Source organism: Pseudomonas sp. C2.3V (assembly GCF_058536325.1).
The window spans coordinates 4,155,464-4,170,743 of the sequence record NZ_JBZUBN010000001.1 but is presented as its reverse complement, the minus strand read 5'-3'; the positions used below and the strand labels follow the sequence as shown (position 1 = coordinate 4,170,743).

General features: G+C 57.3%; 12 protein-coding genes. 7 read left to right on the top strand and 5 right to left on the bottom strand.

The features are described 5' to 3' along the window. Positions 1-21: 21 nt before the first annotated feature. Positions 22-213 (top strand): PA3496 family putative envelope integrity protein, encoded by a 192-nt coding sequence (locus tag AC4LF3_RS19635; RefSeq protein WP_010796306.1) that lies wholly within the window; start codon positions 22-24, stop codon positions 211-213. Here the strand turns inward: AC4LF3_RS19635 and AC4LF3_RS19630 are convergent. Then, on the bottom strand, positions 185-1,138 hold the full coding sequence (locus AC4LF3_RS19630; RefSeq protein ID WP_491836211.1) for a LysR family transcriptional regulator: 954 nt from the start codon (positions 1,136-1,138) through the stop codon (positions 185-187). The two genes, AC4LF3_RS19635 and AC4LF3_RS19630, sit on opposite strands and share 29 nt — an antisense overlap. A gap of 152 nt (positions 1,139-1,290) precedes the next feature. On the opposite strand from AC4LF3_RS19630, the gene AC4LF3_RS19625 reads away from it, so the two are divergent. Then, complete coding sequence (locus tag AC4LF3_RS19625; RefSeq protein ID WP_219651280.1) at positions 1,291-2,706, top strand: acetyl-CoA carboxylase biotin carboxylase subunit; 1,416 nt, start codon at positions 1,291-1,293, stop codon at positions 2,704-2,706. Between the two features lie 11 nt (positions 2,707-2,717). Then, positions 2,718-4,523: a sodium-extruding oxaloacetate decarboxylase subunit alpha gene (oadA, locus tag AC4LF3_RS19620; protein ID WP_491836210.1), complete on the top strand. Its 1,806-nt coding sequence runs from the start codon at positions 2,718-2,720 to the stop codon at positions 4,521-4,523. A 23-nt stretch (positions 4,524-4,546) separates the two neighbouring features. On the opposite strand, the gene AC4LF3_RS19615 is transcribed toward oadA, so the two are convergent. Beyond that, positions 4,547-6,553 carry a putative bifunctional diguanylate cyclase/phosphodiesterase gene (locus AC4LF3_RS19615; protein WP_491836209.1) on the bottom strand — a complete coding sequence of 669 codons (2,007 nt, stop codon included), beginning with the start codon at positions 6,551-6,553 and terminating at the stop codon, positions 4,547-4,549. Positions 6,554-6,798: 245 nt separating this feature from the next. Between AC4LF3_RS19615 and AC4LF3_RS19610 the strand changes: the two genes are divergently transcribed. Continuing rightward, positions 6,799-8,010, top strand: coding sequence for a YeeE/YedE family protein (locus AC4LF3_RS19610; protein ID WP_491836208.1), 1,212 nt, complete (start codon positions 6,799-6,801; stop codon positions 8,008-8,010). Between the two features lie 48 nt (positions 8,011-8,058). Here AC4LF3_RS19610 and AC4LF3_RS19605 read toward each other — a convergent pair whose 3' ends face one another. The 3 genes from AC4LF3_RS19605 to aspA all read right to left on the bottom strand — a co-directional run bounded on the left by AC4LF3_RS19605 (position 8,059) and on the right by aspA (position 12,306). Further along, positions 8,059-9,057, bottom strand: a complete 999-nt coding sequence (locus AC4LF3_RS19605; protein WP_491836207.1) for an asparaginase — start codon at positions 9,055-9,057, stop codon at positions 8,059-8,061. Then, positions 9,054-10,469 carry an alanine/glycine:cation symporter family protein gene (locus tag AC4LF3_RS19600; protein ID WP_491836206.1) on the bottom strand — a complete coding sequence of 472 codons (1,416 nt, stop codon included), beginning with the start codon at positions 10,467-10,469 and terminating at the stop codon, positions 9,054-9,056. Before AC4LF3_RS19600 ends, AC4LF3_RS19605 begins: the two co-directional genes overlap by 4 nt. A 406-nt stretch (positions 10,470-10,875) precedes the next feature. Next, positions 10,876-12,306, bottom strand: coding sequence for an aspartate ammonia-lyase (gene aspA, locus AC4LF3_RS19595; RefSeq protein WP_010796298.1), 1,431 nt, complete (start codon positions 12,304-12,306; stop codon positions 10,876-10,878). A 168-nt stretch (positions 12,307-12,474) separates the two neighbouring features. Here aspA and AC4LF3_RS19590 point away from each other — a divergent pair, with 168 nt between their 5' ends. From AC4LF3_RS19590 to AC4LF3_RS19580, 3 genes are all read left to right on the top strand, one after another. Beyond that, positions 12,475-13,383 carry a LysR substrate-binding domain-containing protein gene (locus AC4LF3_RS19590; protein ID WP_491836205.1) on the top strand — a complete coding sequence of 303 codons (909 nt, stop codon included), beginning with the start codon at positions 12,475-12,477 and terminating at the stop codon, positions 13,381-13,383. 207 nt (positions 13,384-13,590) lie between these two features. Further along, on the top strand, positions 13,591-14,082 hold the full coding sequence (gene purE / locus AC4LF3_RS19585; protein WP_019367489.1) for a 5-(carboxyamino)imidazole ribonucleotide mutase: 492 nt from the start codon (positions 13,591-13,593) through the stop codon (positions 14,080-14,082). Further along, positions 14,082-15,164 (top strand): 5-(carboxyamino)imidazole ribonucleotide synthase, encoded by a 1,083-nt coding sequence (locus AC4LF3_RS19580; protein WP_491836204.1) that lies wholly within the window; start codon positions 14,082-14,084, stop codon positions 15,162-15,164. Before purE ends, AC4LF3_RS19580 begins: the two co-directional genes overlap by 1 nt. The last annotated feature ends 116 nt before the right edge of the window (positions 15,165-15,280 follow it).

Here is a 15,280-nt window from a genome sequence, read left to right as displayed (position 1 = left end):
CCTTTGCTTGGGAGATACGGTATGGCCATGTCTATGGACAGCGATTTTCTCGACGCCAAAACTCGCCGTAAACTGGCGGATCAACGCCGAATGGCCTTTCGACGTGCCATTGAGGATCGCAACGAGCAGTTACGTCTGGAGCAGGAGTTAACGGATTATCCCGAACTATTTTCTGCTTCGGTCGCTATGAGCGCTCAGCTCTCAGCGCACTGATTCGTTCGGCTAGCGCGGCGATTCGACTCCGTTCTTCCCGAATGAAGTTAAAAAACGCCTGTGCCACAGGAGACAGGCGTTTGCTGCGCGGATGAACCACGCACCAGCTGCGGCAAAGTGGAAGCTCCTGTACCGATAGCTCGCACAGTACGCCAGCCTTAAGCTCTCGGTGAACAGCCAGTCGTGGAAGCAGTGCAATACCCAATCCGGCAATGACACCTTCCCGTATGGCTTCCAGCGAGGTCAGTTCTTGCACGTCTGAAAAGTGGGCTCGCTTTTGCTTGAAGTACTCGTCACACGCCTGACGGGTGCCGGAGCCCGACTCTCGTACCAGCAGCGGACAATCGCTCAGATCCTTCAAGGTAAGGCTGCCGGTTTGGCTGACAGGATGTTCCGGAGCGGCCACTGCAACAATCTCGTTGTTGAGAAAAGGAAGAAACTCCAGGTCTCGGTCTGACGGTACCAGAGACATGATCATGATTTCGTCACGGTTTTCAGACAGCCGTCTGAGCATGTGATCGTGGTTGCCCACGCAGAGATGAACACTGACCTCCGGGTGCTGCTGCTTGAAGGCAGCGAACAGATGGGGCGCCAGGTATTGCGCGCTGGTTTCTACCCCCAGACGGAGTTGTCCGTGAAGCGAGCCCAGGAGATTGGAGAGCTGCATATCGAGACTGTTGAGGCGTCCAAAGATATCCTGCCCGGCGCGCAGCAAGGCATCGGCGGCTTCGGTCAGGTAAAGGGTTCTGCCACTGTATTCAAACAGTGGTTGTCCGAGCAGCTCTTCCAGCTGGCGAATCTGCAGGCTGACGGCTGGTTGTGTTAGAGCCATGATATCGGCTGCACGGCTATAAGAGCGTGTCTCGCATACGGCCTCAAACACTTGCAGCTGGCGTAAGGTGATACGCATCAAAGGTTTACGCATGGCTGAGCCGGCCTCATCGTTGATCCATAAGTAATACCTTATAGATACGCTAATAATTATTGATTTTCCATAATCCTTGTTGCCGTCTAGGTTTGTGAGCGAACAAGAACAAATGCCCAAAGGGCTCCTTATCTCGCTCAAGAGGCCGGCGTGTGATCAAGAAAATCCTCATCGCCAATCGTGGCGAAATTGCGGTACGTATCGTGCGTGCCTGTGCCGAAATGGGTATTCGCTCGGTAGCTATCTATTCAGAGGCTGACCGCCATGCGCTGCATGTAAAACGGGCCGATGAAGCACATAGCATCGGCAGCGATCCGCTCGAAGGCTATCTGAACCCTCGCAAGCTCGTGAACCTGGCAGTTGAGACCGGGTGTGATGCGTTACATCCGGGGTATGGCTTCTTATCCGAGAATGCCGAGTTGGCAGAGATCTGTGCGCAGCGCGGAATCAAATTTGTCGGCCCTAGTGCTGAAGTTATTCGGCGGATGGGAGACAAGACCGAGGCGCGTCGCAGCATGATTGCAGCAGGCGTGCCCTGTACCCCAGGCACCGAAGGAAACGTAGCCGATCTGAATGAGGCACTGATCGAAGCAGAGCGCATCGGCTATCCGGTGATGCTCAAGGCCACGTCTGGTGGTGGCGGCCGTGGTATCCGGCGTTGTAATAGCCGTGAAGAACTAGAGCAGGCCTATCCCCGCGTCATTTCCGAAGCAACCAAGGCGTTTGGTAGTGCTGAAGTATTTCTCGAGAAGTGCATCGTCAATCCCAAGCATATCGAAGCTCAGATTCTGGCGGACAGCCTGGGCAATACCGTTCACCTGTTCGAACGGGACTGCTCGATCCAGCGCCGCAACCAGAAGCTCATCGAGATTGCACCCAGCCCGCAGCTGACACCTGAGCAGCGTGCCTATATTGGCGATCTGGCGGTACGCGCTGCCAAGGCGGTCGGATACGAGAATGCCGGTACGGTGGAGTTCCTGCTCGCGGAAGGCGAGGTGTACTTCATGGAGATGAACACCCGGGTTCAGGTCGAACATACGATCACCGAGGAAATCACCGGGATCGATATCGTTCGCGAGCAGATCCGGATTGCCGCTGGACAACCGCTGTCGGTCAAGCAGGAAGACATCATCCATCGTGGGTTTGCCCTGCAGTTTCGTATCAATGCGGAAGACCCTAAAAACAACTTTCTGCCCAGCTTTGGGAGGATCACCCGGTATTACGCACCCGGTGGCCCTGGGGTGCGCACGGATACCGCCATCTATACCGGCTATGTGATCCCACCGTTCTACGACTCCATGTGCTTGAAGCTGATTGTCTGGGCGTTGACCTGGGAGGAAGCACTGGAGAGAGGCCTAAGGGCACTGGACGACATGCGAGTGCAGGGTGTGAAGACCACAGCACCTTATTACGAAGCGATTCTGCGCAACCCGGAATTTCGTAGCGGCCAATTCAATACGAGCTTTGTGGAAAGCCATCCAGAGCTGACGCAGTACTCGATCAAGCGTAACCCCGAGCAACTGGCCCTGGTCATCGCGGCCGCCATTGCCGCCCATGCCGGCCTGTGAGGAAAACAAGAATGTCCAAGAAGATCTTTGTTACCGATACCGTGTTGCGTGACGCACACCAATCCCTGCTGGCAACGCGCATGCGTACGGAAGACATGCTGCCCATTTGCGATAAGCTGGATCGGGTCGGGTATTGGTCACTGGAAGTCTGGGGCGGCGCGACGTTCGATGCCTGTGTGCGGTTTCTGAAAGAAGACCCGTGGGAGCGTTTGCGCACGCTGCGGGCCGCCTTGCCCAATACTCGTTTGCAAATGCTGCTGCGGGGTCAGAACCTATTGGGTTATCGCCACTATAGCGACGATGTGGTCGAGGCCTTTATAGCCAAGGCGGCGGAAAACGGGATCGATGTCTTCCGGATTTTCGATGCCATGAACGATGTGCGCAATCTGGAAACAGCTATCAAGGCTGTCAAGAAAAGTGGCAAGCACGCCCAGGGCACCATTGCCTATACAACCAGCCCGGTGCATACCGTCGAGGCGTTTGTCGAGATGGGGCGGACCATGGCCGGCATGGGCGTGGATTCCATTGCCATCAAGGACATGGCGGGACTGCTCACGCCGTACGCGACGGGCGAGCTGGTAAAGGCCCTGAAAGAGGCTCTGGAATTGCCCGTGTTCATCCACTCCCACGATACTGCCGGTGTAGCTGCCATGTGCCAGCTCAAGGCGGTGGAAAACGGAGCGGACCATATCGATACCGCCATTTCCAGCCTGGCGTGGGGGACCAGCCATCCAGGGACCGAATCCATGGTTGCCGCGTTGCGTGGAACGCCCTATGACACAGGGCTGGACCTTGAGCTGTTGCAGGAGATCGGCCTGTACTTCCATGCCGTTCGCAAGAAGTATCACCAGTTTGAAAGCGAATTTACGGGAGTGGATACGCGCGTACAGGTCAATCAGGTGCCGGGCGGGATGATCTCCAACCTGGCCAACCAGCTGCGCGAGCAGGGTGCACTCAATCGCATGGGCGAGGTGCTGGCAGAAATTCCCCGTGTACGCGCCGATCTGGGTTATCCACCGCTGGTGACGCCGACATCGCAGATCGTTGGTACCCAGGCCTTTTTCAATGTTCTGGCGGGAGAGCGCTACAAGACCATCACTAATGAAGTGAAACTGTATCTGCAGGGCCGTTACGGCAAGGCACCCGGCAAGGTCTGCGAGCTGCTGCGCAAGCGAGCCATTGGTAATGAGGAAGTGATCGAGGTACGTCCAGCCGACTTGCTCAAGCCGGAACTCGATAACCTGCGCCGAGAGGCAGGAGAGCTTGCCCGGTGCGAGGAAGATGTCCTGACATTTGCCATGTTCCCGGATATCGGGCGCAAGTTTCTGGAAGAGCGTGCAGCCGGAACCTTGCAGCCTGAAGAGCTGCTGCCCATCCCGGATGGAAGCGGTACGCCTCTGGCGCGTGAGGGCGTGCCGACTGAATTCGTGATTGATGTACACGGTGAAAGCTATCGGGTGGATATCACTGGTATCGGCCTGAAGAGCGAGGGCAAGCGGCACTTTTATCTGTCCATTGATGGTATGCCGGAAGAGGTGGTCTTCGAGCCGCTCAATAGCTACGTTTCAGGCGGTGATGGCAAGCGCCGTCAGGCCAGCGCGCCAGGGGATGTCAGTACGACTATGCCGGGTAATATCGTCGATGTATTGGTCAAGGAAGGTGATGTGGTCAAGGCGGGTCAGTCGGTACTCATCACCGAGGCGATGAAAATGGAGACCGAGATCCAGGCCTCTATCAACGGAACCGTCAAGGCTGTACACGTGGCGAAAGGCGATCGCGTCAATCCAGGCGAGGTTCTGGTCGAGATCGAGGCTTGAGCCAACGGCAGAGCTGGTAGCGCTTACAAAGCGGCCCGCTCTGCCGTCCAACGGGTGTGTTGATGTGCCAGAGCTTCCGGCAGGAGGGGCTCCGCCAGGAAAAAGCCCTGGGCCAGATCGCACCCCAGCTCACACAAGAGATCCAGGTGCTCCTGGGTCTCGATACCCTCAGCAATGATTCTGGCACCAAACGCGCTGCTCATGTCGACCAGAGACTTGAGCAGGGCCCGGCGCTTATCGGCATCTTCCACCTGAATAATGGAAGAATCGATCTTTACGGTATTGAACGGTAGCGCAAGCAGATAGGCGATATTGGAATGCCCAGTGCAGTAGTCATCCAGCGATAGGCGGATACCGGACGCTTGCAAGGTGGCAAACGTTTCACGGACCTGTGGGGTGATGTTCAAGGGAACACCTTCGGTCAACTCAAGGATCAGGCGTGAAGGCGCCAGCTTGGTTTCTCTCAAGACCTCGGCTACCCGCGCGGCGAAATTTGGATCGGCGAATTGCAGCGGCGAGACATTTACCGAAAGAGAATAGGCCTTTGGCCATTGAACGGCCTGATGGCAGGCGGTACGCAGGGCCCACTCGCCCAGCTCCAGGATGAATCCGCTTCGCTCGGCCAGAGGGATGAAAAAGTCGGGTGATACCAGACCCCGGGCCGGGTCATCCCAGCGGAGCAGGGCTTCATAGCCGACGACTTCTGTGCTCGAGCATTCATGGATCGAGTGGTACTGCATGTACAGCCGACCCTCATCCAGGGCGCGACGCAAGTCGGCCGGCTTCAATTCGGGCAGGCCATCAGGCGTCTCGAAGAGTTGGCTGTCCGCTCGGCTGGCCAATGCAATCTGATTACGTCCCAGCCGTTTGGCCCGATAAAGCGCGCGGTCGGCGAATTCAATCAATTGCGATTGGTCATCTGGCTGGGGTGATTCCTGATCGCTGCATGCTGCGCCAATGCTGATAGAGACGATGAGCAGCTCATCGCCCCGAGCCTGATGAGGAAGGCCCAATGTTTCAATGGCGGCCCGCAGGCGCTCGGCCGTGATATGGGCCTGTTCCAGGGTGCAGTTAGGCAGGAGAACGGCGAATTCCTCACCTCCATACCGGGCCAGCAGATCGACTTCACGCAGCTGCTCACGCAAGGCAGAAACAATGCACTGCAGACAGTTATCACCGGCCGGATGCCCATACAGGTCGTTGAAGCGCTTGAAGTGGTCAACGTCCAGGATCAGCAGAGAGAAAGGCGCACCGCCTGCTTCGTACCGATTCCACAGATCATCCAGTTGTGCGACGAAATAGCGGCGGTTGGCGATACCGGTCAGCGAGTCGGTATCTGAAAGCGTCTGCAGGGTACGGTTCGTACTGGAAAGACTCTGAACACGCAGTTTTTCCCTGAGATTAAGAAGGTAGGAATACCGCTCCGAGCGCTCCAGCCAGAAATTGGCCAGTAGGGAAAAGGCACCGGTGACCAGAGCAATGCAGGTAGCAAACAGCCCTTGGGGAAAGGTCATGTTTACGGTAAAGGCGCAGCCCACGATGATTGGAAGTACCAGTATCGTAAAAGGCAACGCGTATCGGAACGGCAACGCCGTGGTGTTATTAGCGTAGATCAGGATCAAAGGAAGTGAAAACAGACACAAGGCTCTGTCCGGTGACGAGGACGACAGGATAATGGCTACCGCTGCGATAAATCCTGCAAGGCAGGGCAGCCAGGCACAGACCTCCCTGAGTCGATAAGAATTCGTTTTCTTCAGGGTAAAAAGACAGGCCAGTGTTGGCAGCGAGGCGCAAAATAAATGCCAGAGAATGGCTTGAAAGAAAATGTCCTTCAACATTAGCCATTCACAAAGAAGAAAGCTGTTATAGGCGAAGAAAGCGGTTACATGTGACCGATAGATATGTCGCTTGCGCCGCCTGTGGATATCGTCTTGGTATTGATTCTCGACCATGGCGCTAAACATCAGCACGCGAGACGGATAAGCAATATCAATCTCGATTTGCTTGCCAAGATCGCTGGATAAGGTCATGCCGGAACCTGTTTAAAAGTGCGAAGGTCACGGTAGAGCTCATAAATGAGCAGCACCTGGCCTTTTAGGGATGTAGCGTTTTGCCATCACCAAAAGACCAAATTTAGCGAAATAGTTCACATCCTGTAATCTTCACCGGACCAGCGGACTAATAGCCGTCTTAATGGTGGATATGACATTTAGATATTGGTATCGCGCTAATTCTTGACTAAAATAGTCAGGCTTAATGATGTCGAGGATTCTCAATGAGCCTTTCTATTACGTCCACGGCGCCTCGCCAGATCACCACGCCAGTAGTGGCGCTGGGGCTGGTGGTTCTGGGGGCTGTGTTTTTGGATATGGCTGTCAGCGGACGGCAAGCTTTGCTGTTCATCCTGGGCGGTGCACTGGGGCTGACGCTTTATCATGCCGCTTTCGGATTCACGTCTGCCTGGCGGGTGTTCATTCGTGACCGGCGTGGCGCGGGCCTGCGTGCTCAGATGCTCATGCTGGCCATTGCCGTTGTGCTGTTTTTCCCGGCCCTAGGTGCCGGTACGCTGTTTGGCCAGCCGGTTACCGGCTTGGTATCGCCTGCAGGAACCTCCGTTGTAATCGGTGCCTTTATCTTTGGCATCGGTATGCAGTTAGGCGGCGGTTGTGCTTCCGGTACCTTGTTCACGGTGGGGGGTGGTAACGCACGCATGCTGGTAACGCTGCTGTTCTTCGTGATTGGCTCCGTTATCGCCACGCATCATCTGGGCTGGTGGTTCGCGTTGCCCTCACTGCCCAAGATCTCCCTCGTAACCAGCCTGGGCGTTATGCCTGGAATTGCGGTCAGTCTCGCGCTGTTTGCCTTTATCGCCTGGATGACTGTACGTCTGGAGCGCCGTCGCTATGGCAGTCTGGAAGCGACGGTACCCAATGAGCATCAAGGCGCAGCGCGTTTTCTGCGCGGGCCGTGGCCGCTGGTCTGGGGCGCTATTGCCTTGGCGATCCTGAACTTCTGTACGCTTGCCCTGGCGGGTCGTCCGTGGGGGATCACGTCAGCCTTTGCGGTCTGGGGGGCTAAAGGCGCTCAGCTGCTAGGTATCGATGTTGCCAGCTGGGACTTCTGGCAATTGCCGGCTAACGCCAAGGCCCTAAGCCAGCCTGTGTGGTTCGATGTTACCAGCGTGATGAATTTCGGCATCATCCTGGGGGCATTGATTGCCGCGGGTCTGGCTGGACGCTTCGCGCCCAGTCTGAAGATTCCGACGCGCTCGCTGGTAGCTGCCATGATAGGGGGCCTGCTCCTGGGCTATGGCGCACGTCTGGCCTACGGTTGCAACATCGGGGCGTATTTTAGTGGTATCGCCTCCGGCAGTCTGCATGGCTGGCTGTGGCTGGTCGCAGCCTTTATCGGCAACAGCGTAGGAGTCCGTATTCGTCCGGTGTTCTTCCCGGGTGAACGTCCTGTTACTCAGCTGACCGGTTGCTAAGCGGTAGGTGAAAAAAAGGGCCCTTCGGGGCCCTTTTTTTCGTATGGCTTATTCGCCAAGCTCGCCGCAGAGATCCTGCTGCAGCCAGTGGTTGACCTGCTCAGGCGCTAAGCCCGAGCCAATCAGCACCTGCAGTTTGGCGACAGCCGCCTCGCGTGTCATGCCGCCACCCGACACAACGCCGCAGGCATGCAGCCTGCTGCCTGCCTCGTAGACATCGAATTCGACGCCCCCTTCGTGGCACTGCGTGACGGCAAGCAGTACAACGCCCTTGGCAGACGCTTCGCTCAGGCTGGTCAGGAAAGCATCATTGTCGCTGGGACCTGTTCCGCTGCCATAGCATTCGAGCACCAGGCCCTGCACGCCGGTACCTACAAGGGCAGATACGTACTGAGCCGAGATGCCCGGAAACAGTGGTAGAACCGCTACTTGGGCAACCTGTCTGGCTTGGCCCGCCTTTAGCTCGGCGGGTACAGCCTGACGTGGTTGGGCCAGTCGCTGGCGCGCGAGTGTCTTGAATGGATGACGGCCAAAGCTGCGAATCTTGCTGCAGCGGGCCGCATGTAACAGCTCGCCGTGAAAGTAAACGTGCACGCCCTGGGGGGCACCGTCTGCAAGCGTCTGCAAGGCACCGTCCAGGTTTTCCCAGGCGTCGCTGTCCGGTACGCCGGCCGGAAGCATCGAGCCTGTCAGTACAACAGGAATATCGAGCCCCAGCAGGTGAAAACTCATTGCCGCCGCGGTGTAGGCCAGCGTATCGGTTCCATGCAGCACCAATACGCCGGTGTAGCCCTGTTCGGCTGCCTCGACTATAGCTGCACTGAGCGTCAGCCAGTAGGTTGGCGTCATGTTGGCGCTGTCCATCAGAGGCAGCACCTCCCGGAAATGCCACTCCGGTAACGCCCGCTCAGGCGCCTGGGCCAGAAAGGCACGCATGCGTGCCTCAAAGCCTGAGGCGGGCGCCAAACCGTTTTCGGTGGCCTGCATACCGATGGTGCCGCCGGTATAAAGCACCATCAGGCGTTGTGAGTGACCGGTTTGAATCATGGCTTTGTCATGTCCTTGGTCGAGGCAGAGGCTTTCCAGACCGCCGGATCAAGATCCAGATCGGCAAAGCCTTTGGGGTCGAATGTTGGAACCTTGTTTCCTGCCCGGATCTGACGGTCATAGTCACGCATGATGCGCAGACCCACCTTGAACAGGAATGCCAGGGAGATCAGGTTGACCACTGCCAACAAGCCCATGGTGAGGTCGGCAAAGCCGAACACGGTAGTCAGGTCTTGTTGTGAGCCCCAGATCACCAGCGCCACCACCAGAACCCGATAGATCATCAGCGCCACGCGGCTCTTGGTGAAGAAGCTCAAGGCATTCTCACCCAGATAATAGTTGTAGATGATCGTTGTGAAGGCGAACAGCAGCAGGGCGATACTGATGAAGATCCGGCCCCACTCGCCAACCGTTGCGGCCAGTGCCGTCTGGGTCAGAACAACACCGGGGATATCGGCGCCCGGCTCATAGACGCCGGATAGCAGGATGATAAGCGCGGTGGAGGTGCAGATGATCAGGGTATCAATGAATACGCTGAACGATTGCACAACACCCTGGGCTGCCGGGTGGGAAACTTCCGCTACGGCGGCCACGTTTGGAGCACTGCCCAGACCCGCCTCGTTGGAGAACAGGCCACGCTTGACGCCCATCATCAGCGCTGCACCCAGGCCACCGGCAAACGCAGGTTCAAGGCCAAAGGCACTGCGTACGATCAGGGTCAACGCCTCGGGAACACGATCAATGTGCAGAACGATTACACCCAGCGCAATGGCTATGTAAGACAGCGCCATTACCGGTACCAGAATGTCGGCTACCTTGGCGATCCGTACCACGCCACCAAAGATGATCAGGGTTATTACTGCCGTGAAGACCAGCCCGGTAACCAGCGTAGGCAGGCCCAGCGAGTCGGAGAGCGAGGAGGCGATCGTGTAGGACTGCAGTGCGCTGAAGCCCAGACCAAACGTTACCAGCAGCAGGATCGAGAACAGGACACCTAGCCAGCGCTGTTTCAAACCATGCAGGATGTAGAAGGCGGGACCGCCACGATACAGACCGTTGCCATCGCTTCGTTTGTACAACTGGGCCAACGCACATTCGAAATAGCTTGTGGCCATACCCAGCAGGGCTACTACCCACATCCAGAAGACCGCCCCTGGACCACCCAGCGTAACGGCAACTGCAACCCCTGCAATATTACCGGCACCTACACGGCCCGCCACGCTAAGCATCAGCGCCTGGAAGGAGCTCAGTTGTCCGGGTTTTCGTTGAAAGGCTTCACCAAGGATGCCGAACATGCTGCCTAAATAGCGGAACTGCACAAAGCCCGAAAACAAGGTAAAGACAATACCCAGGCCAATCAGGCCGACAATGAGCAGTTTGCCCCAAAGAAAGTCATTCAGGAGATCAAGCATGAGTGCTTTCGCCTAATTGTAGTAATGGAAGCACCTGGGCTCCGGATAATTCCTGGCCAAGGCATTATGTGGGCGAGCGGTAAGCCATCAATGGGATATCCGCTGCCTTCAGTGCCAACCCAAGGGTATGACAGAACCCCTAAATCGCAAGGTGTGCGAGCCGGAAACACGGCAGGCGGCAAGGTTAGCGCGCGTATCATCCAGAAGAGAGCAGAAGAGATCAAATCTAACTGCCTCAAAGGATCTATTGAAACAGTGCTGCTTGTTGCAACGGGCAAGCGGTAAAAACCACCTGCCTTTGATAACGTATGTGGCTGATAAGCCTGATTTAGAGAGCTTCAAAAAAAAGCGGGCACCCGAGGGCACCCGCTCAAAGCTCCTCACGAGGGGGTGTGAGGAGCGCCGGTTAAGCGTTGAGTTTTTTCGGCGCCAGGCGCGGAGCGATCATGTTTTCCGGGCGAAGAATGTCAGCCAGGGTCATCTCGTCGAGCAGGTTTTCTTCTCGGACCAGCTCCAGCACACCACGGCCGGTTTCCAGCGCCATACGCGCAATACGGGTCGAGTTCTCGTAGCCGATGTAAGGGTTGAGCGCCGTGACCAGGCCAATGGAATGCTCCACCAGCTCGCGGCAGCGGTCGACGTTAGCCGTGATGCCATCGATGCAGTGCTCGCGCAGCATATCCATGGCACGCTTGAGCAGGCGGATCGAGTCAAAGATCTTGTAGGCGATCAAGGGCTCCATCACGTTAAGCTGAAGCTGTCCGCCTTCAGCTGCCAGGGTTAGCGCCAGATCATTGCCGATCACCTCGAAGGCGACCTGATTAACGGCTTCTGGAATAACGGGATTCACTTTACCCGGCATGATCGAACTGCCTGGCTGGCGGGCTGGCAGATTGATCTCGTTGATGCCGGTACGCGGGCCGCTGGAGAGCAGGCGCAAGTCGTTGCAGATCTTGGACAGCTTGACCGCCAGGCGCTTGAGCATGCCGGAGAACAGTACGAAGGCACCCATGTCGGAGGTGGCCTCGATCAGATCGGCGGCAGGCTTGAGCGGTTGGCCACTGATTTCAGCCAGGCTGCGCACGGCCAGGGTTTGATAACCAGGGTCCGCATTAATGCCGGTACCGATAGCCGTACCACCCAGGTTCACTTCGGTCAGCAGGTCCGGCGCTATGGTTTTCAATTTGCCCAGATCCTCGCCCAGCGTAGTAGCGAAGGCACGGAACTCCTGGCCGAGGGTCATCGGTACAGCGTCCTGAAGCTGGGTACGACCCATCTTCAGAACACTGGCGAATTCCACCGCCTTGCCTGACAGCGACTCGATCAGGCTCTCCAGGCTAGAGAGCAGGGTGTCATGGCCCAGCAGCAAACCCAGGCGGATCGCTGTTGGGTAGGCATCGTTAGTGGACTGCGCCATGTTTACATCATTATTCGGGTGCAGGTATTTGTACTCACCCTTGCCATGACCGAGGACTTCCAGCGCCACGTTGGCGATAACCTCGTTGGCGTTCATATTGGTGGACGTACCCGCGCCACCCTGAATCATGTCCACCACGAACTGGTCGTGGTATTCACCGTTGATGATCTTGGTACAGGCCATCACGATGGCTTCGTACTTGTCTCCCGGCAGGTAGCCGAGGCGATAGTTCGCCTCGGCAGCGGCCTGCTTCACCATTGCCAGCGCAACGACCAGCTTGGGGTAGTGAGACAGCGTAACGCCGGAGAGGCGGAAGTTGTTGACCGCACGCAGCGTCTGAATGCCGTAATAGGCTTCAGCGGGGACTTCGAGGGTACCAAGCAGATCTTTTTCGAGGCGAGATAATGCAGATTCGGACATGATAGGGGATCACTTCCCGGTGGGTGGCAAAAGCCTGATGCGTTATACAATAAGGCTTCCAGCCAGACGCTGACCAATGCTGTATCGGCGCACCCTATGCCGAAATTGCATATGATGTGATGTGACGCGTCAGGATCGGCAGGCGTATCCATCCCCTTGAGTATGACCATGAACCTTGAACTGAAATGGCTTGAAGACTTTATTGCCCTGGCTGCCACCCATAGTTTTTCCCAGGCGGCCGAGCGCCGCTTCGTGACTCAACCTGCGTTCAGCCGACGTATTCGCAGCCTGGAGCAAAGCCTGGGGCTGACCCTGATTGACCGATCGCGTACACCAGTATCGCTGACCGAGTCCGGACAGCTCTTTCTGGTCACCGCGCGCAGTGTGGTGGAGCAGCTTGGCGAAGTGATCCGCCACCTTCATCACTTGGAAGGCGGGCAGGGCGAGGTTCTGCAATTTGCGGCGGCACACTCCCTGGCGCTGGGGTTCTTTCCGGGATGGATTGCTCGTCTGCGAAGCGAAGGGCTCAACATTGCGAGTCGTCTGATTGCCACCAACGTCGGCGAAGCGGTTCATGCCTTGAGGGAAGGCGGCTGCGATCTCATGATGGCGTTTTACGATCCCGACGCCGCCTTGCAGATGGATCCGGAGATCTTCCCTTCTATTCATCTGGCGCTGACCTCAATGCTGCCCGTGTGTGCAGCCCGGGAAGATGGTTCGCCGTTGTACAACCTGGAGAGTGGGCAGAACTTTCCCTTGCTTGCCTATAGTGCCGGGGCCTTTCTCGGGCGCTCCGTCAATTTACTCCTACGTCAGCGCAAGCTGCGCTATACCACTGTCTACGAGACGGCCATGGCCGATAGCCTTAAGAGCATGGCCTTGCAGGGGTTGGGTATTGCCTGGGTGCCGCATTTGAGTGTGACCGCCGAGCTCTCCCGGGGAGAGCTAGTACCCTGTGGCGGTGAGCAATGGCAGATTCCACTGGAGATTCGCCTGTATCGCTGCTCGCTCGTGCGCAAGGCAGCGGTGAGGCTGTTATGGCGCAAGCTCGAAGCAGGCGCCGGGACGACTGCGTGAAGTGCCTCTGGACAGGCAGCCAGACACGAAATAGCCCGTCGCTATAAAAGGTCGTTCAACCCCTTTGTCCGGTCTGGCTTTACGGTATACTCAGTGGCCCTTGAGGCCGGTCTACATACCGGTCTGCATATACAAGCCACGTGCGGTCCTCCGACGTGGCTTGTTGGTTTCTGATGCGCCTGCGGGCGCCTGACAAGAGGCACGACGATGAGCGCACTCGTAGGCGTGATCATGGGCTCCAAGTCCGACTGGTCTACCTTGAGCCACACCGCCGACATGCTGGAAAAGCTGGGCATTCCCTTTGAAGTGAAGGTGGTCTCTGCCCACCGTACTCCCGACCTGCTGTTCCAGTACGCTGAAGAAGCGGCAGGGCGCGGCATCGAGGTCATCATTGCAGGCGCAGGCGGTGCAGCACACCTGCCAGGTATGTGTGCAGCCAAGACGCATTTGCCTGTACTGGGCGTGCCGGTGCAGTCTTCCATGCTGTCAGGCGTCGACTCACTCCTGTCGATCGTACAGATGCCCGCGGGCGTTCCTGTCGCCACCCTGGCCATCGGCAAGGCGGGCGCTATCAACGCGGCGCTGTTGTCGGCCAGTATTCTGGGCGGCAAGTATCCCGAGTATCACGAGGCGCTGAATCGCTTCCGTGAGGAGCAGACGCGTACCGTTCTGGACAATCCGGATCCGAGGGAAGCCTGATGAAAATCGGAGTCATCGGTGGTGGCCAACTGGGCCGCATGCTGGCGCTGGCGGGTACTCCGCTGGGTATGGATTTTGCGTTTCTGGACCCTGCTCCGGATGCCTGCGCTGCCGCATTGGGCGAGCACATTCGAGCCGACTACAGCGACCAGGACCACCTGCGTCAGCTGGCGGATGAGGTCGATCTGGTCACATTCGAGTTCGAGAGTGTGCCCGCTGAAACCGTCGCGTTCCTATCCCAGTTCGTTCCGGTTTTTCCCTCGGCGCAAGCCTTGCGTATCGCCCGTGATCGCTGGTTCGAAAAAACCATGTTCAAGGATCTGGGCATCCCGACGCCTGAGTTTGCCGACATCCAATCCCAGGCTGATCTTGACGCTGCCGCCGCACGCATCGGTCTGCCGGCTGTGATGAAGACACGTACCCTAGGGTATGACGGCAAGGGTCAGAAGGTCCTGCGCAGCCAGGCGGATGTCGAAGGCGCCTTTGCCGAGCTGGGTAGTGTACCGTGCATTCTTGAAGGCTTTGTGCCGTTTACTGGCGAGGTGTCGTTGATTGCCGTACGTGCTCGTAACGGCGAGACACGTTTCTATCCACTGGTACACAACACCCACGAAAGCGGAATCCTGCGGCTGTCTATTGCCAGTACAGATCATCCCTTGCAGGCGCTGGCGGAAGACTACGTAGGCCGTGTACTCGACAAGCTCGATTATGTCGGCGTGCTAGCGTTCGAGTTCTTTGAGGTCGATGGTGGGCTGAAAGCCAATGAGATTGCTCCTCGTGTGCATAACTCTGGTCATTGGACCATCGAGGGCAGCGAAAGCAGCCAGTTCGAGAACCATCTGCGCGCTGTGGCTGGATTGCCGCTGGGCTCAACCGCGAAGGTAGGTGAGAGCGCCATGCTTAACTTCATCGGCAAGGTCCCGGCCGTGGAGCAGGTTCTGCAAATCGACGATTGTCACCTGCATCATTATGGCAAGTCATTCAAGGCGGGCCGCAAGGTTGGGCATGCCACACTGCGTTGCAGCGATGCGGCCACATTAAGGGCACGTATTGCTGACGTCGAAACCTTGATTAAAGCGTGACCGAAACGGGCCCTCTTCGCACGAGGGTCCGAGTTCCGCTTCGCTTGATAAAAATTCGCTGAACCCCTGCGTTTTTCTTGCTGTCGGATTAAGCAAGCGGCACATGCCGTATCGAG

Excerpts from the sequence above, each read along its gene's own strand:
- AC4LF3_RS19635 (WP_010796306.1), top strand. The coding sequence starts at position 22 with ATGGCCATGTCTATGGACAGCGATTTTCTCGACGCCAAAACTCGCCGT.
- AC4LF3_RS19630 (WP_491836211.1), bottom strand. The coding sequence starts at position 1,138 with ATGCGTAAACCTTTGATGCGTATCACCTTACGCCAGCTGCAAGTGTTT.
- oadA (WP_491836210.1), top strand. The coding sequence starts at position 2,718 with ATGTCCAAGAAGATCTTTGTTACCGATACCGTGTTGCGTGACGCACAC.
- AC4LF3_RS19615 (WP_491836209.1), bottom strand. The coding sequence starts at position 6,553 with ATGACCTTATCCAGCGATCTTGGCAAGCAAATCGAGATTGATATTGCT.
- AC4LF3_RS19610 (WP_491836208.1), top strand. The coding sequence starts at position 6,799 with ATGAGCCTTTCTATTACGTCCACGGCGCCTCGCCAGATCACCACGCCA.
- AC4LF3_RS19605 (WP_491836207.1), bottom strand. The coding sequence starts at position 9,057 with ATGATTCAAACCGGTCACTCACAACGCCTGATGGTGCTTTATACCGGC.
- AC4LF3_RS19600 (WP_491836206.1), bottom strand. The coding sequence starts at position 10,469 with ATGCTTGATCTCCTGAATGACTTTCTTTGGGGCAAACTGCTCATTGTC.
- aspA (WP_010796298.1), bottom strand. The coding sequence starts at position 12,306 with ATGTCCGAATCTGCATTATCTCGCCTCGAAAAAGATCTGCTTGGTACC.
- AC4LF3_RS19590 (WP_491836205.1), top strand. The coding sequence starts at position 12,475 with ATGAACCTTGAACTGAAATGGCTTGAAGACTTTATTGCCCTGGCTGCC.
- purE (WP_019367489.1), top strand. The coding sequence starts at position 13,591 with ATGAGCGCACTCGTAGGCGTGATCATGGGCTCCAAGTCCGACTGGTCT.
- AC4LF3_RS19580 (WP_491836204.1), top strand. The coding sequence starts at position 14,082 with ATGAAAATCGGAGTCATCGGTGGTGGCCAACTGGGCCGCATGCTGGCG.